The sequence below is a fragment of the Herbiconiux sp. J20-20 genome, from assembly GCF_057365085.1.
Genome location: NZ_CP195122.1, coordinates 1336436 through 1360120, shown reverse-complemented (window position 1 = coordinate 1360120; position 23685 = coordinate 1336436). Strand labels below are relative to the sequence as shown.

The 23685-nt window shown below is 69.0% G+C and carries 22 protein-coding genes; 15 read left to right on the top strand and 7 right to left on the bottom strand.

From position 1 onward, the window contains the following. Positions 1-74: 74 nt before the first annotated feature. Positions 75-1250 carry a THUMP-like domain-containing protein gene (locus tag ACR3ZA_RS06500; protein WP_473661196.1) on the bottom strand — a complete coding sequence of 392 codons (1176 nt, stop codon included), beginning with the start codon at positions 1248-1250 and terminating at the stop codon, positions 75-77. A 129-nt stretch (positions 1251-1379) separates the two neighbouring features. Between ACR3ZA_RS06500 and groES the strand changes: the two genes are divergently transcribed. From groES to ACR3ZA_RS06475, 5 genes are all read left to right on the top strand, one after another. Beyond that, positions 1380-1676, top strand: coding sequence for a co-chaperone GroES (gene groES / locus ACR3ZA_RS06495; protein ID WP_473552034.1), 297 nt, complete (start codon positions 1380-1382; stop codon positions 1674-1676). Positions 1677-1755: 79 nt separating this feature from the next. Next, on the top strand, positions 1756-2691 hold the full coding sequence (gene rarD / locus ACR3ZA_RS06490) for an EamA family transporter RarD (RefSeq protein WP_473661195.1): 936 nt from the start codon (positions 1756-1758) through the stop codon (positions 2689-2691). A 40-nt stretch (positions 2692-2731) separates the two neighbouring features. Then, complete coding sequence (locus ACR3ZA_RS06485; RefSeq protein WP_473661194.1) at positions 2732-3988, top strand: ABC transporter substrate-binding protein; 1257 nt, start codon at positions 2732-2734, stop codon at positions 3986-3988. Positions 3989-4139: 151 nt separating this feature from the next. Then, positions 4140-5405 (top strand): ABC transporter substrate-binding protein, encoded by a 1266-nt coding sequence (locus ACR3ZA_RS06480; RefSeq protein ID WP_473661193.1) that lies wholly within the window; start codon positions 4140-4142, stop codon positions 5403-5405. A 198-nt stretch (positions 5406-5603) separates the two neighbouring features. Continuing rightward, positions 5604-5891: a GIY-YIG nuclease family protein gene (locus tag ACR3ZA_RS06475; RefSeq protein ID WP_473661192.1), complete on the top strand. Its 288-nt coding sequence runs from the start codon at positions 5604-5606 to the stop codon at positions 5889-5891. Between the two features lie 400 nt (positions 5892-6291). Here the strand turns inward: ACR3ZA_RS06475 and ACR3ZA_RS06470 are convergent, their stop codons facing one another. The 4 genes from ACR3ZA_RS06470 to ACR3ZA_RS06455 are packed head-to-tail and all read right to left on the bottom strand — an operon-like array spanning position 6292 to position 10287. Continuing rightward, positions 6292-7035, bottom strand: coding sequence for an ATP-binding cassette domain-containing protein (locus tag ACR3ZA_RS06470; RefSeq protein WP_473661191.1), 744 nt, complete (start codon positions 7033-7035; stop codon positions 6292-6294). Between the two features lie 8 nt (positions 7036-7043). Then, the gene (locus tag ACR3ZA_RS06465) at positions 7044-8027 is read right to left on the bottom strand and encodes an ATP-binding cassette domain-containing protein (protein ID WP_473661190.1); all 984 of its coding nucleotides are present in this window, start codon (positions 8025-8027) and stop codon (positions 7044-7046) included. Beyond that, positions 8017-8997: an ABC transporter permease subunit gene (locus ACR3ZA_RS06460; RefSeq protein WP_473661189.1), complete on the bottom strand. Its 981-nt coding sequence runs from the start codon at positions 8995-8997 to the stop codon at positions 8017-8019. The genes ACR3ZA_RS06465 and ACR3ZA_RS06460 overlap by 11 nt, the downstream gene beginning before the upstream one ends. Positions 8998-9006: 9 nt before the next feature. After that, positions 9007-10287 carry an ABC transporter permease subunit gene (locus ACR3ZA_RS06455; protein ID WP_473662293.1) on the bottom strand — a complete coding sequence of 427 codons (1281 nt, stop codon included), beginning with the start codon at positions 10285-10287 and terminating at the stop codon, positions 9007-9009. A 249-nt stretch (positions 10288-10536) separates the two neighbouring features. On the opposite strand from ACR3ZA_RS06455, the gene guaB reads away from it, so the two are divergent. The 9 genes from guaB (at position 10537) to guaA (ending at position 20960) form a co-directional block, all read left to right on the top strand. Then, the gene (gene guaB / locus ACR3ZA_RS06450; RefSeq protein WP_473661188.1) at positions 10537-12039 is read left to right on the top strand and encodes an IMP dehydrogenase; all 1503 of its coding nucleotides are present in this window, start codon (positions 10537-10539) and stop codon (positions 12037-12039) included. 159 nt (positions 12040-12198) lie between these two features. Continuing rightward, positions 12199-13266 carry a hypothetical protein gene (locus ACR3ZA_RS06445; RefSeq protein WP_473661187.1) on the top strand — a complete coding sequence of 356 codons (1068 nt, stop codon included), beginning with the start codon at positions 12199-12201 and terminating at the stop codon, positions 13264-13266. Further along, on the top strand, positions 13263-14384 hold the full coding sequence (locus tag ACR3ZA_RS06440) for a GuaB3 family IMP dehydrogenase-related protein (RefSeq protein WP_473661186.1): 1122 nt from the start codon (positions 13263-13265) through the stop codon (positions 14382-14384). Before ACR3ZA_RS06445 ends, ACR3ZA_RS06440 begins: the two co-directional genes overlap by 4 nt. A 32-nt stretch (positions 14385-14416) precedes the next feature. Beyond that, positions 14417-16141 carry an FAD-dependent oxidoreductase gene (locus ACR3ZA_RS06435; protein WP_473661185.1) on the top strand — a complete coding sequence of 575 codons (1725 nt, stop codon included), beginning with the start codon at positions 14417-14419 and terminating at the stop codon, positions 16139-16141. 32 nt (positions 16142-16173) lie between these two features. Beyond that, positions 16174-16722 (top strand): cation:proton antiporter regulatory subunit, encoded by a 549-nt coding sequence (locus ACR3ZA_RS06430; protein WP_473661184.1) that lies wholly within the window; start codon positions 16174-16176, stop codon positions 16720-16722. Positions 16723-16725: 3 nt separating this feature from the next. Next, positions 16726-18153: a cation:proton antiporter domain-containing protein gene (locus ACR3ZA_RS06425; RefSeq protein ID WP_473661183.1), complete on the top strand. Its 1428-nt coding sequence runs from the start codon at positions 16726-16728 to the stop codon at positions 18151-18153. Beyond that, positions 18150-18920, top strand: a complete 771-nt coding sequence (locus ACR3ZA_RS06420; protein ID WP_473661182.1) for an SURF1 family cytochrome oxidase biogenesis protein — start codon at positions 18150-18152, stop codon at positions 18918-18920. Before ACR3ZA_RS06425 ends, ACR3ZA_RS06420 begins: the two co-directional genes overlap by 4 nt. A 4-nt stretch (positions 18921-18924) precedes the next feature. Then, positions 18925-19362 (top strand): DUF3817 domain-containing protein, encoded by a 438-nt coding sequence (locus ACR3ZA_RS06415; protein WP_473661181.1) that lies wholly within the window; start codon positions 18925-18927, stop codon positions 19360-19362. Next, positions 19359-20960 carry a glutamine-hydrolyzing GMP synthase gene (gene guaA / locus ACR3ZA_RS06410; RefSeq protein ID WP_473661180.1) on the top strand — a complete coding sequence of 534 codons (1602 nt, stop codon included), beginning with the start codon at positions 19359-19361 and terminating at the stop codon, positions 20958-20960. The genes ACR3ZA_RS06415 and guaA overlap by 4 nt, the downstream gene beginning before the upstream one ends. A gap of 154 nt (positions 20961-21114) precedes the next feature. Here the strand turns inward: guaA and ACR3ZA_RS06405 are convergent, their stop codons facing one another. Both ACR3ZA_RS06405 and ACR3ZA_RS06400 read right to left on the bottom strand, forming a co-directional pair. Then, entirely contained in the window at positions 21115-21885 is a 771-nt protein-coding gene (locus ACR3ZA_RS06405; RefSeq protein WP_486179527.1) for a Bax inhibitor-1/YccA family protein, read from the bottom strand. Positions 21886-21971: 86 nt separating this feature from the next. Then, positions 21972-22592, bottom strand: a complete 621-nt coding sequence (locus tag ACR3ZA_RS06400; protein ID WP_473661178.1) for a hypothetical protein — start codon at positions 22590-22592, stop codon at positions 21972-21974. A gap of 25 nt (positions 22593-22617) precedes the next feature. Between ACR3ZA_RS06400 and ACR3ZA_RS06395 the strand changes: the two genes are divergently transcribed. Next, the gene (locus ACR3ZA_RS06395) at positions 22618-23616 is read left to right on the top strand and encodes a glycerophosphodiester phosphodiesterase family protein (RefSeq protein WP_473661177.1); all 999 of its coding nucleotides are present in this window, start codon (positions 22618-22620) and stop codon (positions 23614-23616) included. The last annotated feature ends 69 nt before the right edge of the window (positions 23617-23685 follow it).

Here is a 23685-nt window from a genome sequence, read left to right as displayed (position 1 = left end):
CCACTCGACGGCGGGGGAGGCGGGAGTCGCCCCCGCCGTTGTCGTGTTCGGGCGTCGACCCAGAACCGGTCGACTCAGACCCGGTCGGCAAGGATCGCGACGCGCTCACCCGCGACGCGGGTGATGATCAGCGTCGCGCTCTCAGCACCCTTGAGGGCGAGCTTCACCCGGAACGCGGCGGGGTCGATGTCGACGCCGCGCTTCTTGATCTCAAGCGTTCCGATCCCGCGTGCCGCGAGCTCGCGCTTGAGCGTCTTCACGTCGAGCGGGAACCGCTCGCGCACCCGGAACACCTGACCGAACGGCGTCTCAGGAGCGGTATCGGTGGTGATCCAGGCGATCGTCTCATCGATCATGCCGCCGTCGATCGAGCGCGCCAGATCGCCGATCAGCCGCGCCCGGATGACGGCGCCGTCGGGCTCGACGAGGAATTCGCCGAGCGCGCGCACCTCGGCGTCGGCGCTGTCGGCCTCCGCGACCAGCTCGGCCGCACCGTGCGCACCGAGCACGAGCGCGGCGCGCCGAACGCCCTCACGGGCGAGCACGCCCGACCACAGCACCAGCTCGACGACCTCGTGGTCGGCCGAGATCCACTGCGCCTCGACGTCCTCCGGAATCAGGTCGCGGTCCAGTCCCGGGGCGAGCTTGATCCCGGTCGGCAGCTCCCGGGCTCGCGCGAACGCCCAGTCCAGCGTCGGCGACCAGTCGTTCGGGTCGTTGTAGCGGGTGCCGCCGGAGCGTCGGGCCGGGTCGATCCAGAGTCCCCCGACGCCGGCGAGATCGGCCCCGGTGGCGTCGCCGTGCTCCACGCGCGCGGAGCCGAACGGGGCCAGGTTGTAGGCGGCCAGGGCGGCGGTCACCTCGTCGCGCTCGACCGCGACGACGCCCAGCTCGAGAGCCGCCAGGGCGAGGCTGTCGGCACCGATGCCGCAGCCGAGGTCGGCGACCACGTCGATTCCGGCACCCGCGAAGCGGCCCGCGTGCACCGAGGCGACCCGCAGCCGTGTCGCCTGCTCCAGGCCTTCCGGGGTGAACAGCATCCGGCTCGCGAAGTCGCCGAACTTGGCGCGCGCCTTCGCGCGCAGCCGGGCCTGACTGAGCACAGCGGCGACTCGGCCGGCCGGGTGGCCCGCCTTGCGCAGTCGTGCGACGGTGCTCACGATGTCGGTCCGGGAGTCGATCGGGCCGACCTCGTCCAGCAGGCGCAGCCCCTCGGGGGTGAGCACCTCGCGCAGTTCGGCCGCATCCATGCGTCCCACGCTACCGGGCACGGTCCCGCCGCTGGCACTCGCGTTGATCGACTGCTAATCAGGCCCTATAGTGGGTCTGGCACTCTCAGTGGGAGTGTGCCAACCATGAGTTTCAGAAAGAGGTCACACGTGTCGGTCTCCATCAAGCCGCTCGAGGATCGCATCGTCATCAAGCAGGTCGAAGCCGAGCAGGTCACCGCGTCGGGTCTCGTCATCCCCGACACCGCGAAGGAGAAGCCCCAGGAGGGCGAGGTCGTGGCAGTCGGACCGGGTCGCATCGACGACAACGGCAACCGCGTTCCGCTCGACGTCGCCGTCGGCGACAAGGTCATCTACTCGAAGTACGGCGGCACCGAGGTGAAGTACGGCGGCGAGGACTACCTCGTGCTGTCGGCTCGCGACGTGCTCGCGGTCGTCGTCTCCTAAGCGACGAATTTCCGCCGAAAGGCCCCGTGGCTCTGCCATCGGGGCCTTTCGCGTTTCCGGGAGATCTACGCTGGTACTCGTGCCCCCCTCCCTCGCCCCCGAGAACGCGCGGCGGCGGGGAGCAGGGCTCGCCTACGTCATCTCTGCGTACGCGCTGTGGGGAACCTTCCCGCTGTACTTCCTGCTGTTCGCGCCGGCCAGCGCGCTCGAGGTCGTCGGCTTCCGCATCGTCCTGTCGTTCGTCTTCTGCCTGCTGCTGATCACGGTCTTCCGGCGCTGGCGCGCCATTCTCGGACTCGTCCGACAGCCGCGCGTGGTCGGCGCCATGGCGCTCGCCGGGGTCTTCATCTACGTCAACTGGCTCGTCTACGTGTTCGCCGTGCTGAACGATCAGGTGGTCGAGGCCTCCCTCGGCTACTTCATCAACCCGCTCGTCACGGTGCTGCTGGGAGTGTTCGTGCTGCGCGAGTCGATGCGTCCCGCGCAGTGGGTCGCGGTCGGGGTGTCGGCCGTCGCCGTGCTCGTGATCGCCATCGGGTACGGCACCTTCCCGGTGATCTCTCTCGTGCTCGCCGCCTCCTTCGGCCTGTACGGCTACGTCAAGAGCCGTGTCGGCGCGCAGGTGGATGCGCTCAGCGGACTGACCATCGAGACGACCGCGCTCGCCCCGTTCGCGGTGGCGCAGCTGCTGGTGCTCGGCTCGACCACCGGGCTCGCCTTCGGGCAGCACGGCGTCGGTCAGGCGGTCGCCATGCTGTCGGCGGGCATCGTGACCGCGGTGCCGCTGCTCATGTTCGCCGCCGGAACCCGGCGGCTCCCGCTCGTCGCCGTCGGGCTGGCGCAGTATCTGACGCCCGTCCTGCAGTTCGTCATCGGGGTGGCGATCCTCGGTGAGCCGATGCCGCTGGAGCGCTGGATCGGGTTCGCGCTCGTCTGGGTGGCGCTGCTGATCCTGTCGGTCGACATGGTGCGCGCAGGGCGCGCGAGCCGTCGCGCCTCCGCGCCGCCGCTCTGAGCCCGCGGTACAGTCGCTTCAATCGCCGAAAGGAGCCTCGATGCCGCGCGGTCTCGCCCGACTCGGTGCCATGACGGCGCTCGTCCTTGCCGGCACGCTGCTCTCGGCGTGCGCCGAGGAGCCCGTTGCGATGCCGACGCCGACCCCCAGCCCGAGCGCCACGGCCACGGGCGACGGAGTCCTGCGGATCGGCACGCTCTTCCCGACCTCCGGTGACCTGGAATACCTCGGCGACGGTCAGGTCGCCGGCGTCAACGCCGCCGTGCGCCAGATCAACGACGAGGGCGGGGTGCTCGGCGCCAAGGTGGAGGTCATCCACCGCGACTCCTCCGACGCCGGCGAGAAGAAACTCGAGAAGAGCTTCGCCGAACTTGTCGACAAGGGCGTTGACGTCATCATCGGCCCGTCGACCTCCGTGCTGACGCTCCGCATCCTCGAACTGGCCGAAGAGGCGGGGATCCCGATCATCACCCCCGCCGCGACGTCGCCCCAGCTGACGACGTACGACACGGCCAACTGGGTGTTCCGCACCATCGCGAGCTACGACCACCAGGGCGTCGTGCTCGGCCGCGTGCTCCCGGAGCGCGAGCAGGAGCGCGTCGCCCTCATCTACGTCGACGGGCCGTACGGGCAGTCGCTGGTGTCGCCGCTGGCCACCTCTCTCGAGGAATCCGGGGGCGAGCTGGTCGCCAGCATCCGAATCACGAGCGACTCGAAGGTCGCCGACGTCGTCGAGGCGATTGCGGAGGCCGAGCCGGATGCTGTCGTGCTGGCGACCACCGACAACGGGAAGGTGACCCGCAGCTACATCACCGCGCTCACCAAGGCGAAGCTCGGCGGTTCGAAGCTGTGGCTGACCAGCCTCAACATGGCTGACTACTCGCAGTCGCTCGACTCCGGCGTGCTGAAGGGCGCCAACGCGATTCTCGAGGGGGCGCCCGGTGACAAGGCGTTCAGCGCTCTCATCAAGCGCGAAGACCCCAAGGTGACCGAGTACCGCTACTCCGTGGAGGCGTTCGATGCCACGGTGCTCGCGGCGCTCGCCGCCCTCACCGCGGGCAGTGACGACTCGCTGGCGGTGCGCGGGGCCCTCATCGACGCGAGCGTCGGCGGAATCAAGTGCACCAGCTTCGGGGAATGCGCATCCGTGCTCCGGACCGAGCCGGATGCCGACTACGACGGACTGAGCGGCGTGCTCAACCTGGACGAGAACGGCGACCCGACGCGCGGCTCGTACGGCATCTACGAGTACGGCTCCAAGAACACGGTCACGCGAAAGAGCACCGAAATCGGCTGATCGCGACGGAAGTCGTCGAATATAACGATTCGGACCGCGTTACACGCTTGTAACAGTGATGAATTGTTCGTTGTTGCTTCGCGCCGTAGCGTGAAACCCAGCAGTGCTGCTCTCGCGGCACCGCCCTGTCCTGAACACGATGAGGAGCAACATGACCAGCACGAAGGCTCACGCCATTCGTTCCCGGTCGCTGAAGACGTCGATCGGTGGTGTCGCGATTCTGGCGACGACCGCCCTCGTGCTCAGCGGCTGCGCCACGACCGACGAGGGAACGACCCCCGCAGGCGACCTGACGCTCAAGATCGGCACCGCGCTTCCGCAGACCGGTAACCTCGCGTTCCTCGGCCCGCCCGAAGAGGCCGGCGTTGCCTACGCGGCTTCCGAGGTCGAGGCCTACGCCGAGACCACCGGACTCAGCCTCGAGGTCGTCTACGGCGACTCGGGTGACACCGACAACAAGGCCTACGAGACCGAGATCCCGCGTCTCCTCGGCGAGGACGTCTCGGCGATCCTCGGCGCGGCGTCCTCCGGCGTCTCGCTCCAGTTCATCGACCAGGTCACGGGCGCCGGAGTCATCCAGTTCTCGCCGGCCAACACGTCGGACGCCTTCTCGACCTACGACGACAACGGGCTGTACTTCCGTACCGCTCCGTCGGACGTCCTGCAGGGCGAGGTTCTCGGAAACCTCATCGCTGAAGACGGCAACCAGACGCTCGGCATGATCGTGCTGAACGACTCGTACGGCACCGGACTCGCGAAGTACGTCACGGAGGCCTTCGAGGCCGCCGGTGGCACCGTCGTCGCGGCTCCGACCTACAACACGGGTGACACCACCTTCGACGCGCAGATCTCGGAGGTGCTCGCGGCGGACCCCGACGCGATCGCCCTGATCACGTTCGCCGAGGTTTCGACGATCATCCCGAACATCGTGAGCGAATTCCCCGCGGAGAAGCTCTACTTCGTTGACGGCAACCTCGCCAACTTCGGCGACGAGTTCGCCGAGGGCACCCTCACGGGCGCCAAGGGCACCCTGCCCGGCCTCAGCGTCGACACCCTGGGTGACTTCACCTCGGCACTCGACGCCTTCCTTGAGGCCGAGGGCTCGGCTGCGCTCGACGAGTACAGCTACGCGGCGGAGTCGTACGACGCCGTCATCCTCCTCTCGCTCGCCGCTCTCGCGGCCGGCTCGACCGAGGGTGCCGACATCGCGGCAAAGCTGCAGGAAGTCTCCGGTGGTTCCGGTGATGGTGAGAAGTGCACGACCTTCGCGGCGTGCGCCGACATCATTCTCGGTGGCGGAGTTGCCGACTACGACGGCATCTCCGGTGCGATCACGTTCGACGAGGTCGGCGACCCGACCGAGGCGTCGATCGGCATCTACATCTACGGTGACGACAACACCTACACCGCGTACTAAGCGGTAAGCGAGGGGCCCCGGTCTTCGGACCGGGGCCCTTTCGCGTCCCCCGCGGGTTGAGTAGCCGCCTCCGGCGGCGTATCGAAACCGCAAGGTTCTGCGGGTTGAGTAGTCGCTCAGCGACGTATCGAAACCCGACTTCCCCACACCCCGCGACATCCCGCGCCTCCGACGGCCAGCCCACCGCACCATCGACGCATGATGGGCGTCTACATCCTCCAGTGCGGTGACGGCAGCTACTACGTCGGCAGCTCGCGCAACATCGAGCACCGGCTCTGGCAGCACTCGACGGGCGCTGGGGGCGTCTACACCGCCAAACGCCAGCCGGTCGAGCTGGTGTTCGTCCAGGAGTTCGACCGCATCGACGAGGCGTACGCGCGGGAGAAGCAGCTCCAGGGCTGGTCTCGTCGCAAGCGAGAGGCGCTGATCGAGTCGCGCTGGGACGAACTTCCGGAGTTGAGTCGGAAGGTGCTCGGGCGGGGGTAGGGGGGGCGGGGGACTGGGGTTTCGATACGCGCCCGGAGGGCGCTACTCAACCCGCAGAACCTTGCGGTTTCGATACGCGCCCGGAGGGCGCTACTCAACCCGCAGAACCTTGCGGTTTCGATACGCGCCCGGAGGGCGCTGTTCAACCCGCGCGAGCTTGGCGGTCGAGTAGTCGCGGAGCGACGTATCGAGACCTGGTGAGCGGCCTGGGTTTCGATACGCGCCCGGAGGGCGCTACTCAACCCGCAGAACCTTGCGGTTTCGATACGGCGCCGGAGGGCGCTGCTCAACCCGCAGGGGCTTGGGGTTTCGATACGCCGCCGGAGGCGGCTACTCAACCCGCAGGGGGCTTGGGGTTTCGATACGCCGCCGGTGGCGGCTACTCAACCCGCAGGGGCCGTCAGGCGCCGAGGGTGCCGAGATAGAGGCCGATGACCTTGGGGTCGTTCAGCAACTCGCGTCCGGTGCCGGTGTAGGCATCCCGGCCCTGATCGAGCACGTAGCCGCGGTCGCAGATCTGCAGGCAACGACGGGCGTTCTGCTCGACCATGATCGTCGTGACGCCGGCCTTGTTGATCTCGGAGACGCGGATGAACGCTTCGTCCTGACGCACCGGCGAGAGGCCCGCGGAGGGCTCGTCGAGCAGCAGCACCTTCGGGTCCATCATCAGCGCGCGGGACATCGCGACCATCTGACGCTCACCGCCGGAGAGCGAGCCGGCGCGCTGCTTCAGCCGCGAGCCGAGCTCCGCAAAGATGCTCGTCACGAACTCCAGGCGCTCGTTGTACGCCTTCGGTCGCTGGTAGATCCCCATCTGCAGGTTCTCTTCGATCGACAGCGTCGGGAAGACGTTGTTGTTCTGCGGAACGAACCCGACACCGCGGGCGACCAGCTTGTTCGCCTTCAGCCCGGTGATCTCGTCGCCCTCGAGCGAGATGCTGCCGCTGCGGATCTTCACCTGGCCGAAGATCGCCTTCAGCAAGGTCGACTTGCCGGCACCGTTCGGGCCGATGATGCCGATCAGCTCGCCCTGGTTGGCGACCAGATTGGCGCCGTTCAGGATGTTGACGCCCGGAAGGTATCCGGCGACGAGATCTTTGACGTCGACGACCGCGGTCTTCGTCGCGGATGCAGGAGTGGCCATGGTCTCGCTCACTTCTTCTTGCGCTTGGAGGCGGGGGCTTCGGCGTCGACTTCGGCCTCGTACTCGGCCTCGATCTGCTCGGCGGCCTTCTTGCCGGTGCCCTCGGGGTCGGGGATGCGTCCGGTGACGATGCCCAGGTCGACATCCTGGTGGGCGCCGAGGTAGGCGTCGATCACCGCGGGATCCTTCATCACCGTGTCCGGCGGGCCCTCGGCGACGACCTTGCCCTCGGCCATGACGACGACCCAGTCGGCGATGTGTCGCACCATGTGCATGTCGTGCTCGACGAAGAGCACCGTCATGCCCTCTTCCTTCAGGTCGAGGATGTGATCCAGCAGCGACTGGGTGAGCGCCGGGTTCACGCCGGCCATCGGCTCGTCGAGCATGACGAGGGTCGGGTCCGACATCAGGGCACGGGCCATCTCGAGCAGCTTGCGCTGTCCACCGGAGAGGCTCGCGGCGAAGTCCTCGCTCTTGGCGTCGAGCTTGAACTTCTTGAGCAGCACCTCCGCCTTCTTCTCGATCTGCTCGTCCTGGGAGCGCCAGAGGAACGGGAACAGGCTGGGCAGGAACCGCTCGCCCTTCTGGCCCTTCGCGCCGAGCTTCATGTTCTCGAGCACGGTGAGCAGTCCGAGCGCCTTGGTCAGCTGGAAGGTGCGCACCTGGCCGCGCTGGGCGACCTTGAACGCGGGCACGCCCGAGATCGAGCGGCCGTCGAACGACCACTCGCCCTGGTCGGGCTTGTCGAAGCCGGTGAGCAGGTTGAACAGCGTCGTCTTGCCGGCACCGTTCGGTCCGATGAGGGCGGTGATCGCGTTGCGCGGGATCTCCAGGTGGTCGACGTCGACCGCGGTGAGACCGCCGAAGCGTCGCTGGATGCCGTCCATCACGATGACCGGGTCGACCTTCGCCACGCCGGGCTTGATCTCGCCCGTGTGCAGGCCCGTCGTCTTCTCGCGCGCGACGGGAGGCGTCTGATCGCTACTTGACAAAGGTCAGCTCCTTCTTGTTCCCGAGGATCCCCTGGGGCCGGAAGATGACGATGAGCATCAGGGCCACACCGACCAGCACGAAGCGGAGCGTCTGAGCCTGGATCGACGACATGAACGGCAGCACGCCCGCCTGCACCATGGCCGGCAGCACGTTGCTGAGCAGGGTCTGGATGACCCAGAAGATGACCGCGCCGATCACCGGTCCGAAGACGGTCGCCGCACCACCCAGCAGCAGCGCCGTCCAGACGAAGAACGTCAGCGAGGTGACGTAGACGCCGGGACTGATCGCCGAGGGGAGGGCGTAGACGATGCCGCCCGCCGCCGCGATCACGCCGCCGATGATGAGGGCCTGCATCTTGTACGAGAAGACGTTCTTGCCGAGGGCGCGCACCGCATCCTCGTCCTCACGGATGCCCTTGATCACGCGGCCCCACGGGCTGCGCATGAGCGACCAGACGAGCAGGATCGCCAGCGCGAGCGTGATGAGGCCCATGATGCGCACCCACCACTGAGTCTCGTTGTACTCCCACGGACCGAAGCCGTAGGTGCCCTGCGGGATCGGGTTCGACTCGCGGAAGCTCGAGTGGTAGCCGCTGAGGCCGTCCGCCGAGCCGGTGACGTCGTCGAACGCGGTGGTGAGGAACAGCAGACGCAGCACCTCGGCCGCCGCGATGGTCACGATCGCGAGGTAGTCGCCGCGAAGCCGGAGTGTCGGGATTCCGAGGATCAGCGCGAAGATGACCGCACCGATCAGGCCGACGAGCACGCCGCCCCACCACGGGAATCCGAAGGTCAGGATGGAGATCGCGTAGCCGTAGGCGCCGATCGCCATGAAGCCGGCGATGCCCATGTTGAGCAGTCCGGCGTAGCCGAAGTGCACCGCGAGGCCGAGCGCCGCGAGCGCGTAGGCGAGGGTGGCCGGACTCAGAATCGACGAGCCGGTGTTCGAGAGGATTTGCAGCCAATCCATGGCGGGCGCCTAACCTATTCTCTCTCGGCGACCCAGGATGCCCTGAGGTCGGAACAGCAGAACGATGATGAGCACGCCGAGTGCACCGACGTACTTCAGGTCGGCCGGGATCCACAGGCTCGACACCTCGACGAGCATGCCGACGATGATCGAGCCGATGAGGGCGCCGAACGCGGTGCCGAGACCGCCGAGCGTGACCGCGGCGAACACGAGCAGCAGGATCTGCGCGCCCATGTCCCACTTGATGCCGGGGCGGAAGTAGGCCCACAGCACGCCGGAGAGCGAGGCGAGCGTGGCGGCGACGATCCAGACCACGCGCACCACGCGGTCCACGTCGATGCCGGAGGCCGCCGCGAGCGACGGGTTGTCGGAGACGGCGCGGGTCGCCTTGCCCAGCCGGGTGAACAGCAGCCACCAGGCGAAGACCAGGATGACGACGATCGACAGCCCCATGCTCGCCATGTCGATCACGCTGAGAGACACGACGCCGAACAGCGGGATCTTCGGGGCGTCGGCGCCGGGAAGCTGAATGGTTCCGCCGCCGATGAAGAACTGGAAGACGTAGCGCGCGGTCAGCGACAGGCCGATGCTGACGATCATCAGCTGGACGATTCCGACGCCCTTCTTGCGCAGCGGTCTCCATAGGCCCGCATCGAGGCCCCAGCCGGCCGCGGCGCCCATCACCACGGCGAGCGGAATCGCGAGCCAGATCGGGAAGTTGAACAGCGTCGAGAACATCAGCGTCATCACGGCGCCGAAGGTCACCATCTCGGCGTGCGCGAAGTTCGAGATGCCGGTCGTTCCGAAGACCAGCGACAGGCCGATCGCGGCGAGGCCGAGCATCAGGCCGAAGTTCAGGCCGTTCACGAGGCGCTGCACCAACTGGTCGAAGAAGCTGGTGACGTTGCGCTCGCCCTCACCGATGAAGAAGTTCACCGTGACACGACCGCCCGCCCCGACGGCGGCTTCGCGCACGTTCGGGGTCTCGGAGGTCTCATCCACGACGGCGATGCCCTCGGGCAAGGTGTCCTCGTTGAGGGTGACCGTGTAGCTCACATTGCGCTCGGGGACGCCGACGGCCCACTGGCCCTCGGCATCCGTCTCGACCACCGTGTCGATGCCGTTGCCGGAGACGGTGAGCTCGACATCCTCGAGAGGGTTGCCGTCGAGTTGAACGTTGCCGCTCACCCGATAGTCGTAGGTGTCCGTGTCGACTTCGTCGGCGTAGGCCGGGGAAGCGGCGAAGAGTGCCATGGCCGCGATCACGGTCGCGAGCACTCCTGTCACGATGCGCACGCGGCGGCGCGTGGGTCGGTCGGCGGCGAGAGCCACGGGACCTCCAGTTCTCGGGTGAAAAGCAGGCGCGACGAGCGCAGAGACACACGAACGTCGTCATTGACGTTACTGAGCCTATGTTGCGTGAGTGTTTCCGTGCGAACTCAGTTTCGCCGGAATTCTCGACCCGGCGAGCCGTTAAGCTTTGTACACCCGTCTCCAGTGTTGTAGTCGGCGACCACAATCACGCCTTGCAGGAGCGACATGGACCAGCACGACCCCTTCGCCTTCGTCGGACTCACCTACGACGACGTCATGCTTCTGCCCGGGCACACGGATGTGATCCCGAGCGAGGCCGACACCTCCTCGCGCCTCACCAAGCGCATCAGCGTGACCGCACCGCTGGTCTCCAGCGCGATGGACACCGTCACCGAGTCGCGCATGGCGATCGCGATGGCGCGCCAGGGCGGCCTCGGAGTGCTGCACCGCAACCTCTCGATCGAGGATCAGGCGCGTCACGTCGACAAGGTGAAGCGCAGCGAGTCGGGCATGATCACGAACCCGGTCACGACGACGCCGGATGCGACGGTCGCCGAGGTGGACGCGCTCTGCGGGCAGTTCCGCGTCTCCGGCCTCCCGGTGGTCGAAGGCGACGGCACGCTCGTCGGTATCATCACCAACCGCGACATGCGCTTCGTCTCCGAGTTCGAAGCCAAGAACACCCTCGTGCGCGACGTCATGACGTCGGCGCCGCTGATCACCGCCCCCGAGGGCATCGATCCGGACGACGCGATCGCGATCTTCGCCCAGCACAAGATCGAGAAGCTGCCGCTGGTCGACGGCGCGGGGCGGCTGCGCGGTCTCATCACGGTGAAGGACTTCGACAAGAGCGAGAAGTACCCGAACGCGACGAAGGACGACGAGGGTCGTCTGCGCGTCGGTGCCGCGATCGGCTTCTTCGGCGATGCCTGGGATCGCGCCGGGGCGCTGCGCGACGCGGGCGTCGATGTGATCGTCGTCGACACCGCCAACGGCGACTCGAAGGGCGTGCTCGAGATCATCTCCCGCCTCAAGTCGGATCCGGCGTTCGCGGCGATCGACGTCATCGGCGGCAACGTCGCCACCCGCTCGGGCGCGCAGGCGCTCGTCGACGCCGGGGCCGACGCCATCAAGGTGGGTGTGGGTCCGGGGTCCATCTGCACGACGCGCGTGGTCGCGGGGGTCGGGGTGCCGCAGGTGACGGCGGTCTATGAGGCATCCCTCGCCGCGCGTGCCGCGGGCGTGCCGCTGATCGCCGACGGCGGACTGCAGTACTCGGGTGACATCGCGAAGGCGCTCGTCGCGGGCGCTGACACCGTGATGCTCGGCTCGCTGCTCGCCGGCACCGATGAGAGCCCCGGCGATCTGGTGTACCAGAACGGCAAGCAGTTCAAGAACTACCGCGGCATGGGCTCGCTCGGCGCGCTCTCGGATCGCGGCAAGAAGACGTCGTACTCGCGCGACCGTTACTTCCAGGCTGATGTGCCCTCCGACGCGCAGCTGATCCCCGAGGGCATCGAGGGACGCGTGCCGTATCGCGGCGCGCTCGGCGCGACCGTGTACCAGCTGGTGGGGGGCCTGCGGCAGTCGATGTTCTACGTCGGGGCGCGCAACATCGCCGAGCTGAAGTCGCTCGGCAAGTTCGTGCGCATCACCCCCGCCGGGCTCAAGGAGTCCCACCCCCACGACATCCAGATGACCGTCGAGGCCCCCAACTACACCCGCTAGTTGCTCGCGGCGGGGATGCATCCCTGACGCTGGCGAGTGCCGCGCGCGGCACGCGGTTCGGTTGCGAGCAACTCGTTCGCAGGGTCGGCGCTCCCCGCGGCCTCCCCAGTTGTGCCGCGTGGGCGCGCGCTGGGGCGACGCGGTTGACAGCGTGGCGGGATGCGAATCCCACCCGATCTCTCCCTCGAGCTTGCGCTCGCCGCCGACGAGCACGGGCTGCTCACCGTCGCCCGCTACCGTGAACTGGGCGGTGACCCGCGCGCGCTGCGCGTCGCCTGCGCGGCGGGAGTGCTCACTCGTGTGCGGCTCGGCGTCTACTGCGACAGCGCGCTGTGGCGCTCGCTCTCGGCGCGTGAGCAGCACATCGTCCGCGTGCGCGCGGCGCTGTCGCAGGTCGGTCCCGAGTTCTGTGCGGCCGGGCTCTCGGCGGCGGCCGTCTGGGATCTGCCGATCCTCGGCAGCTGGCCGCCGGCGGTGACCCTGCTCGGACCGTATCGCGGAGGTGGCCGCAGCGACCCCGGCGTGCGACGGGTGACCGCCGGGGTTGAGACGGCGCAGACCGTGGACGTCGGCGGCGTCCGGGCGACGACCCGCTCGCGCACCGCACTTCAACTCGCCGCCCGGGGTGACTTCCTCTCCGGCGTCATGGCGATGGATGCGGTGCTGCGCGCCGGTGCACCGCGCGCCGAGCTGTGGCGCGAGTTCGACGGCGCCGGGCCGCGACTGGCGACGCGCGCCGCCGCGCGGGCGATCGAGTTCGCCGACGGTGCGGCGGAGAGCCCCGGCGAGTCGGCGGCGCGGGCCGCGATCTTCCTGGCCGGGTTCGAGCCGCCCGAGCTGCAGGTCGAGTTCGTCGATGCGGAGGGGGTGATGCGCGCCGACTTCGCGTGGGCGGACGGCCGCATCCTGGGCGAGTTCGACGGCAAGCAGAAGTACGAGCGTGAGCGCAACGGCGGTGAGGATCCGCAGGCGGTGCTGTGGCGGGAGAAGCTGCGCGAGGATCGGCTGCGGCGGCAGGCGGACGCGGTGGTGCGGCTCGTGTGGGCCGACGTGATGAGCCGTGAGCGGCTCGTTCGGGTGCTCGACGCGGGAGGCGTGCCCCGGCGCACCGGCCTCAGCCCCCAACCGCGTGACTCGCGCCCCCACCGCGTGCCGCACGCGGCACGCGCCGACGCCCGGGATGCATCCCCGCCACAAGACACGGGGGTGGGTAGGGTTGGGGGGTGAGCGACATCGAGATTGGACGGGCCAAGCGAGCCCGTCGCGCGTATGCCTTTGACGACATCGCGATTGTGCCCAGCCGCCGCACGCGTGACCCGAAGGACGTCAGCGTCAGCTGGACGATCGACGCCTTCACGTTCACCATCCCCGTTCTCGCGGCGCCGATGGACTCCGTGGTGAGCCCCGCGACCGCGATCGCGATCGGCAAGCTGGGCGGCCTCGGCGTGCTCGACCTCGAGGGCCTCTGGACCCGCTACGACGACCCCGAGCCGGTGCTCGCGCAGATCCGCAAGCTCGCGCCGCACGAGGCCACCGCCGCGATGCAGCGCCTCTACGCCGAGCCGATCAAGCCCGAGCTCATCAAGGCCCGCCTGGCCGAGATCCGCACCGCGGGGGTGCCGGTCGCCGGCGCGCTCAGCCCGCAGCGCACCCAGGAGCACTACAAGACCGTCGTGGATGCGGGAGTCGACCTCTTCGTGATTCGCGGCACCACGGTGAGCGCCGAGCACGTCTCCAAGACGGTCGAGCCGCTCAACCTGAAGGAGTTCATCTACGAGCTCGACGTTCCGGTGATCGTCGGAGGCGCCGCCACCTACACGGCCGCTCTCCACCTGATGCGCACCGGGGCCGCGGGCGTGCTCGTCGGCTTCGGCGGCGGTGCCGCCTCGACCACCCGCTCGAGCCTCGGCATCCACGCCCCGATGGCGACGGCGGTCGCCGACGTGGCGGGCGCTCGCCGCGACTACCTCGACGAGTCGGGCGGCCGTTACGTGCACGTCATCGCCGACGGCGGCCTCGGCACGAGCGGCGACATCGTCAAGGCGGTCTCGGTGGGAGCCGACGCCGTCATGCTCGGCTCCGCCCTCGCCCGCGCCGACGAGGCGCCGGGCGGCGGCTGGCACTGGGGTGCGGAGGCGCACCACGCGGAGCTTCCGCGTGGGCATCGCGTCGAGGTCGGCACCGTGGCCCCGCTCGAGCAGATGCTGTTCGGGCCGTCGGACACCGCGGATGGCCGGGTCAACCTGATCGGCGCCCTGCGGCGCGCGATGGCCACGACCGGCTATTCGGATCTCAAGGAGTTCCAGCGCGTCGAGGTCGTCATCGCGCCGTATCGTCAGAGCTGAACCGTCAGAGCTGAATCGCGAGGAGCGTTCGCATGAGCCCTGCTTCTGTCACCCGGTCGAACAAGCTGGGTCCGGAGGAGCGGGCGGCCGCTCTGGCGAACATGCGCGCCAAAGAGCTCGACGTGCTCGTGATCGGCGGCGGCATCGTCGGCGCCGGCGCGGCCCTCGACGCGGTGACGCGAGGCCTGCGCACCGGCATGCTGGAGGCGCGCGACTGGGCCTCGGGCACCTCGAGCCGCAGCTCGAAGCTCGTGCACGGCGGCATCCGCTACCTGGAGCAGCTCGACTTCCCGCTGGTGCGCGAGGCGCTCATCGAACGCGGACTCCTGCTGCAGCGGATCGCTCCGCACCTGGTCAAGCCCGTGCGATTCCTCTACCCGCTGACCCAGCCGCTGCTGGAGCGCGCCTATGTCGGTGCGGGCATGCTGCTGTACGACATCTTCAGCTACACGGGGCTTCGTCCGCCGGGGGTGCCGCATCACCGCCACCTCAGCCGGCGGCAGGTGCTGCGAGCGGCGCCGAGCCTGCGCGCCGATGCGTTCGTCGGCGGGCTGAGCTACTACGACGCCCAGGTCGACGACGCGCGCTACGTGGCGACGCTCGCGCGCACGGCGAGCTTCTACGGCGCGCACGTCGCCAACCGGGTGAAGGTCGTCGGCTTCGTGAAGGTGGGGCAGCGCGTCGTCGGCGTGAAGGCGCACGACGTGGAGACCGGCGAGGACTTCGAGATCATGGCCAAGCAGGTCGTGAACGCGACCGGCGTCTGGACCGATGAGACGCAGGCGATGGTCGGCGAGCGTGGCCAGTTCAAGGTGCGGGCCTCGAAGGGCGTGCATCTGGTCGTGCCGCGCGACCGCTTCCACTCGAAGCTCGGTCTGCTGCTGCGCACCGAGAAGAGCGTGCTGTTCGTGATCCCGTGGGGTCGGCACTGGCTGATCGGCACGACGGATACCCAGTGGACCCTCGACAAGGCGCATCCGGCCGCCACGGCCGCCGACATCGACTACATCCTCGACCATGTCAACGAGGTGCTGGCGGTGCCGCTCACCCGCGACGACGTCGAGGGCGTCTTCGCGGGACTGCGCCCGCTGCTCGCGGGCGAGAGCGACGAGACGAGCAAGCTCAGCCGCGAGCATGTCGTCGCGCACGCGGTGCCGGGGCTGGTCGTGGTCGCGGGCGGCAAGTGGACGACCTACCGGGTGATGGCGAAGGATGCGATCGACGAGGCCGTCGCGGCGCTCGACGGTCGCACCGCCGAGTCGGTCACCGAGAACATCGGACTGCTGGGGGCCGAGGGCTACCAGGCGGCCTGGAACAAACGGGGCAAGATCGCGCGCGCCTTCGGCATCCACAAGTTCCGGGTCGAGCGTCTGCTCGACCGCTACGGGGTGATGACCGACGAGCTGCTCGATCTGATCCGCGCCCGACCCGAGCTGCTCGACCCGCTGCCGGGAGCCGACGACTACATCGGCGCCGAGGTGGTCTACGCGGCCAGCCATGAGGGCGCGCTGCACCTGGACGACGTGCTCGCACGGCGCACCCGCATCTCGATCGAGTCGTGGGATCGTGGCATCGCGGCGGCCCCGGTGGCCGCGCGGCTGATGGGCGAGGAGCTCGGCTGGGACGAGGCGCGCATCGAGCGCGAGGTGGCGCTGTACCGCGCGCGCGTCGAGGCGGAGCTGGACAGCCAGCGTCAGCCCGACGACGAATCGGCGGACCGCATCCGCCGTCAGGCGCCCGAATTCAGCCCCAACTAGACTGACCTCACCCGCGCCGAGAGGAGCCGTGAATGGTCGACGTTCGTCGAGTCAAGTTGCCCGGTGTCGGCGTGCTTCACACCTTCATCTCCGGCGACGGCGGAAAGGTCGGCGTCATCACGCACCGCTCGGGCCAGAGCGACCTGATCGCCTTTGCCGATGCGGACGAGGTGGACGACGGCAACAAGGTGTCGCTGCGCCTCGACGAGGATGAGGCGCACACCCTCGCCGAGCTGCTCGGCGGCACGCGCATCACCGAATCGCTCTCGGGCATCGACCAGATCCCGGGGCTCTCGATCGACTGGTTCCACGTCGACTACGAGGACCACATCGCGGGGCAGCCGCTGGGCAACATGGCGAGCCGCGGTCTGCCCGGCGTGACCGTGGTCGCGATCGTTCGCTCGGACGCGGCGAACCCGGCGCCGGCGGAGGACTTCAAGGTCTTCCCCGGCGACACCCTCGTGGTGGCGGGAAGCCCCGAGAAGGTGGCGAAGGCGTTCCAGTTCTACCGCACGGGCGAGGTCAAGGCGAAGACGCCGACGACGGCGATCCCGGTGCAGGACTCCCCGCCCGGGGAGTAGCGCATGCACGGCGAAGAACTCCTCGTCCTCGGCGTCCTGTTCCTCATCGCCTACGTGCTGGGACGGCTCGGCAAGTTCATCGGACTCCCGGCGATCCCGATCTACATGCTGGTGGGGCTGCTGGCGAGCCCCAACTTCGCGCTGTTCCCGCTGGACTTCAGCGCCGACGACGTCGAACTGGTCGCCATCTTCGGGCTGATCTTCCTGCTCTTCAGCCTCGGTCTCGAGTTCGACCTCGACGAGTTCTTCGGCAACGCGAAGGCGCTGCTGATCTCGGGCGGCACCCGCATCGCGATCAACTTCGGCGTCGGCTTCGCCTTCGGCCTGTTCCTCGGCTGGGGGTCCCGCGAGGCGCTGATCGTGGCGGGGATGACCGGTGTCTCCTCCAGCGCGATCATCACCAAGCTGCTGATCGAGCTGCACCGGCTGGCGAACCGCGAGACCCCGGTGATCCTCGGCATCGCCGTGGTGGAGGACGTGTTCATCGCGATCTATCTGGCGATCGTCGGCGTCGTGATCGGCGGCGAGACGGAGCTCTGGCCGATCGTCGTTGAGCTGGCGATCTCGTTCGCGTTCCTGGTGGCGATGTTCTCGCTCGCCCGCTTCGGCGGGCGCCTGGTGGCGCGTCTCGTGCAGACGCGCGACGACGAGCTGTTCACCATCCTGTTCTTCGGTCTCGCGGTCGCCTTCGGCGGAATCGGCGAGCTGCTCGGCGTCTCGGATGCGATCGGCGCGTTCCTGATCGGGCTGGTGCTCGGCTCGACGCATCTGCGGGCGCGCATCGAGCAGTTCACGCGGCCGCTGCGCGACGTGTTCGCGGCGTTCTTCTTCCTGGCCTTCGGACTCGCCCTCGACCCGTCCACCTTCGGCGAGGTCGTCTGGCCGGTGGTGGCGGCCATCGTCGTGACGCTCGTCATCAACACCGCGGGGGGTCAGCTGATCGCGCGCCTCAACGGGCTCACGGCCGCCCAGGGGCTCAACGTGAGCGCGATGCTGCAGACGCGCGGCGAGTTCGCGCTGATCCTGGCGACGCTCGCAGCCGCAGCCGGACTCGACGAGCGCCTGACGCCGTTCGCGGGGCTCTACGTGCTCTCGATGGCGGTCATCGGCCCCGTGCTCGCGGTGAACTCGGAGAAGTTCGGTGCGGTGCTCCGGCGGCGCCGTGCCGCGCGAGCGGGCGCCGCGGCCCCGGTCGATCCGCTCATCGCCTTCGCCGAGGAGATCATGGCGGCGGAGCCCGCCGAGGCGGAGGAGGCGTTCGAAGCCGCAGCCGGCGAGCGTTCCCCGGTCGAGCCGCCCGCGGGCGGGCGTTCCGTGCGGTCGGGCCCCGATGAGCATGATGAGGTGGATGCGGCGGCCGCGCGCGCAGCCCGGGCCGCCGAGCAGGGCGACGGCGTCGTGCCGCCGCGGGAGAGGGATCCGGAATATTGAACGACAGCAGGTCAACTCGCTTCTGGCGCCTCGCCCGGCAGCCGAAGTGGATCGCCGCGCTCGTGCTCGTGCTCGCGGTCGCGGCGGCTTTCGCCGGTCTCGGCCGCTGGCAGCTGGAGCGCAGCCTCGCGGCCAGCGTCGTCAACGAGATCGACACCGAGACGGTGATCCCGCTGACCGAGCTCGCGACGCCCGCGATGTCGGTGACCGGCGAGCAGCTCGGCAGGGTCGTCTCCGTCAGCGGCCGGTTCGCCCCGGAGGACACCCTGGTGCTCTCGTCGCGCCTGCATGACGGCGAGACCGGGTACTGGACGGTCGCGCGGCTCCTGGTGGAGGGAGCTGATTCTGCCGAGCCGGTGTCGCTCACCGTCGCGCTCGGCTGGTCGGCGACCGAGGCGGAGGCCCGTGCCGCCGCTCCCTCCGGCGACGCGGTCGTCGAGCTGCAGGGCCGCTACCTGCCGAGCGAGCCCCCCCGATCCGAGGATCTGGAGACGGGGGAGCGCTCGGCGGTCTCGATCGCCGAATTCGTCAACGTCTGGTCGGACTATCGCGGAACCGTCTACGGCGGTTATCTGATCTCCGACACCGCGCCCGACGGGCTGGCGCTGATCGACGCGCCGGCGCCGCTGCCCGAAGCGTCAGTGAACCTGCTGAACCTGTTCTACGCGCTCGAATGGCTGATCTTCGCCGGCTTCGCCTTCTACCTCTGGTACCGCCTCGTCATGGACGAGGTCGAGAAAGAGGTCGAAGCGGCGACCGTAGACTAGAGCCATGCCTGCCGGACCCAGCCTCTCTGACGTTCCCCGCATCCGCACGGTCCTCGCCGTGTACCGCGTCTCGGCGATGATCACCGGGTTCTTCCTGCTCGGACTGGTCGTGATGATGGTGTTCCGCTACGGATTCCACCTCGACATCGAGCTGGGCGGGCCGTTCGGCTTTCTCGCCCTCACCCAGGTGGGTCAGCTGACCGCGATCAACCTGTCGGTCGTGCTGCTGTCGGTGCACGGCTGGCTCTACGTGCTCTACCTCGCGCTCGACTTCATGCTCTGGCGGCTGCTGCGGTTCAGCTTCCTCCGGTTCCTGTGGATCGCGCTCGGCGGTGTCATCCCCTTCCTGTCGTTCTGGTTCGAATTCGAGGTGCCGAAGTTCGTGAAAGCTGAAATCGCCAAAGTCGAGGACGCCGCGAGCCCGGTCGAGGTGACCGCGTGACGCACACCCCGGATGCCGCTGCCGCCGAGCACGCCGAATCCCGCCCCGTCCTCGTCGTCGACTTCGGCGCCCAGTACGCGCAGCTGATCGCCCGCCGCGTGCGGGAGGCGAGCGTCTACAGCGAGATCGTGCCGCACACGATCACGGCCGCGGAGATCCGCGAGAAGAACCCGGTCGGCATCGTGCTCTCGGGCGGACCCTCGAGCGTCTACGAGCCGGGCTCGCCGAGCCTCGACCCGGAGATCCTCGAGCTCGGCATCCCGACGATGGGCATCTGCTACGGATTCCAGGTGATGGCCCAGCAGCTCGGCGGCGAGGTCGCCAAGACCGGCGCGCGCGAGTACGGCTCCACCGAGGTGCGCCTCGCCGGCGACGGCGGTGTGTTCCTGAACGAGCAGCCGCCCACCCAGAGCGCGTGGATGAGCCACGGCGACTCGGTCGTGAAGGCGCCCGAGGGCTTCGAGGTGCTGGCCTCCAGCGATTCCACCCCGGTGGCCGCCTTCGGCAGCGACGAGCGCAAGCTCTACGGCGTGCAGTGGCACCCCGAGGTGAAGCATTCGGCCTTCGGCCAGCAGGTGCTGGAGAACTTCCTGCACCGCGCGGCCGGGATCGCCCCGGAGTGGAACGCCGACAACGTGATCGCCGAGCAGGTGGCGCGCATCCAGGCCCAGGTCGGCTCGGGCCGGGTGATCTGCGGGCTCTCCGGCGGCGTCGACTCGGCGGTGGCCGCGGCGCTCGTGCACGAGGCGGTCGGCGACCAGCTGGTCTGCGTCTTCGTCGACCACGGTCTGCTGCGCCAGGGCGAGCGCGAGCAGGTCGAGAAGGACTATGTGGCCGCGACCGGCATCCGCCTGGTCACGGTGGATGCGGCGGACCAGTTCCTCACGGCGCTGGCCGGTGTCAGCGACCCCGAGACGAAGCGCAAGATCATCGGACGCGAGTTCATCCGCACGTTCGAGGCCGCGCAGGCGGAGCTCGTCGCCGAGTTCGCCGCCGAGGGCGACCCGATCAAGTTCCTGGTGCAGGGCACGCTCTACCCCGACGTCGTCGAGTCGGGCGGCGGCACCGGCACGGCCAACATCAAGAGCCACCACAATGTGGGCGGGCTTCCCGAGGATCTGCAGTTCGAGCTCGTCGAGCCGCTGCGCACCCTGTTCAAGGACGAGGTGCGCGCGATCGGTCGCGAGCTGGGGCTGCCCGAGGCGATCGTCGGGCGCCACCCGTTCCCCGGTCCCGGGCTCGGCATCCGCATCGTCGGCGAGGTCACCTTCGAGCGGCTCGAACTGCTGCGGGCGGCGGATGCGATCGTGCGTCAGGAGCTGACCGCGGCCGGCCTCGACGCCGAGATCTGGCAGTGCCCGGTGGTGCTGCTCGCCGATGTGCGCAGCGTCGGTGTCCAGGGCGACGGCCGCACCTACGGCCACCCGATCGTGCTGCGCCCGGTCAGCTCGGAGGACGCGATGACCGCCGACTGGACGCGACTGCCCTACGACGTGCTGGCGCGCGTCTCGAACCGCATCACCAACGAGGTCGACGGGGTCAACCGGGTCGTGCTCGACGTCACGTCGAAGCCGCCAGGAACGATTGAGTGGGAGTAGCCCGTGGGCGAAGGCCATTTCTGGCCTTCGCGGGCTGCTCCCCGAGCCCCGTCTCGGGGCTCGGCGCACCGGGTGACCCGAAGCTGTCCCGCTGAGTCGCAAACGAAAAGCGGCCCGAGCCTTCCCAGGCTCGGGCCGCTTTCGCGTTGTCGCGCTAGTTGCGCGGCATGAAGTAGCTGAGCAGTCGCAGCATCTCGAGGTACAGCCAGACGACGGTGGCGATGATGCCGAAGGCGCCGGTCCAGCCGTAGACGCGCGGGGCGCCCGACTCGATGCCGCGCTTGATGAAATCGAAGTCGAGCACGAGCGAGTAGGCGGCCATGATGACGACGAAGATGCCGAGGATCACGCCGAGCGGGATTCCGAGGATCGTGAAGTCGCGTGCGCCGAACATCGAGTCGGTGACGCCGAACAGCATGAGGCCGACGTTGACGAGCGAGAAGGCGAGGTAGCCGACCATCGCGACGAGGAAGATCTTCGTCGCGCGCTTCGAGGCGCGCACCTTGCCGCTGGCGAACAGCGCCAGGGTGACGGCGACCACGCCGAGGGTGCCGAGCACGGCGCTCGGGACGATGCCGTCCCACAGGCTCGCGTAGAAGGCCGAGATGCCTCCGACGAAGACGCCCTGAACACCCGAGTAGATGAGGATCAGCGCGGGGGAGGGCTGCTTCTTGAAGGCGTTGACGAGGCCGAGCACGAGGCCGACGACGGCGGCGGGAATCCACAGCGCGGGCACGAACCAGCCGACGGCCGCACCGACGAGGAGCACGGCGAACGCGCCCACGACCTTGGCGATCGTGTCCTCGTAGCTCATCCGCTCCATCTGGTCGGAGGTGGCGCTCGGCTGGGTGAACTGCTGGTTCAGCTGGGCCGCGGTCGGAATGACGGCGGCCGACGCGGCAGCAGCCTGCGGATTGGTGGGCATGTTGCGATAGGCGAACTCGGCCATGGTGTCCTGGTGTCCTCGATAATTCGGGGGCGAAGCGACGCGGCTGCGTCGCCGTTCCTAGTCTAGGAAATCTCGCGCTCGCGATCCTGACTTTTCGCCGCAGGCGGAGCGGTGTCGCGCTCGGCGCGAACTCGCGCGGGCACCGGCTTGGCGGCGCCCGCCGCGTGCAGCGCGCGGGCCGCCCACGACGAGAGCACCATGACCGCGAGGCCGGAGCCGAGGGCGACCGTCATGTACTCGTACTCGGTGAACACCGAGCGGCTGGTGACGATGCGCACGATCATCACGGAGGTGGCGATCACGAACAGCACCGTCGCGTAGCTGCGCAGCGGTCGGTGGCGCACCAGCAGCCACGCCAGGTAGGGCACGACGAGCACGCCGATGAAGCGCGGCCCGGTGAGCAGCAGCCAGGCGGCAAGCGTCGCCGGAAACAGCACGACGACGCGTCGCCAGCCCGCGGACGGCAGAATGCTCCACCCCGCCAAGTAGGCGGTGGTGCCGAGGCCGAGCAGCCACAGCGACCAGGTGTTCGATCCGGCGATGGCGACGCCTCCCGAGACGATCAGTCCCGTTCCCAGCGCGAGGCGCTCGCGATACCAGCCCCAGCGCAGCGGAATGAGCGAGGCGGGCTCCCGCCACGGCGACCGGCGCTCCGATGAGGTGGCGCGGTCGCGGGGAGCCATGATGCGGCCACACTATCGTGGCACCGTGACCTTCACCGAGCTCCTCGTGATCGGGCACCGCGGCGCGAGCGGCTACCGCCCCGAGCACTCCCGCGCGGCCTACGAGCTCGCGATCGCGCTCGGCGCGGATGCGGTCGAGCCCGACATCGTGAGCTCCCGCGACGGCGTGCTGGTCATCCGTCACGAGAATGAGATCTCGGGCACCACGGATGTGGCCGAGCGCCCCGAGTTCGCCGACCGGCGCGCCACCAGGGTTGTCGACGGGCAGAAGCTCACCGGCTGGTTCACCGAGGACTTCGACTGGGCCGAGCTGGCGACGCTGCGCACCCGGGAGCGGCTGCCGAAGCTCCGGCAGAGCTCGACCACCTTCGACGGGCACGAGCCGATCCTTCGACTCGTCGACCTGCTCGACCTGCTGGAGCAGGCGCGGGCGCGAACCGGACGCGTGATCGGGCTGGTGGCGGAGGTCAAGCATCCGAGCTACTTCGCGTCGATCGGCCTGCCGCTCGAGCGTGCGGTGGCCCGCGAGCTGGCCGCCTGGAGCGGGCGGCCGGAGCTCACGGTGGAGTGCTTCGAGCAGTCCGCGCTCACCGAGCTGCGCGACCTCGGGCTGCGGGCGCGATTCGTCTACCTGATCGAGAAGTCGGGCTCCGCGCCCGACCTGCGCGCGAGGTTCGGTCGCCAGGCGCCGGCCTACTCGACGCAGCTGACCACCGCCGGTCTCACGCGCCTCGCCGCCGAGGTCGACGGGATCAGCGTGAACAAGGAGCTGCTGATGACGTCTGAGGGTGACGGGATGAGGGCCACCGATCTCGTCACGCGCGCGCACGACGCCGGGCTTGAGGTCTACACGTGGACGCTGCGCCCCGAGAACCGCTTCCTCGCGCCGCCGCATCGCCGCGGGTCGTCGCCCTCCGCCTGGGGCGACTGGCAGCGCGAGTTCGAGCTTCTCATCGGCACAGGGCTCGACGGGGTGTTCGCGGACCACCCCGACCTGCCGCGCGCCCTGCGCCCTCGCACGTAAACGCGGCGTAATCGGAGCCGACAGGTCGCCGTCCGCGACGGCGGGAGTCCGTACCGTCCTTCTTCGGCC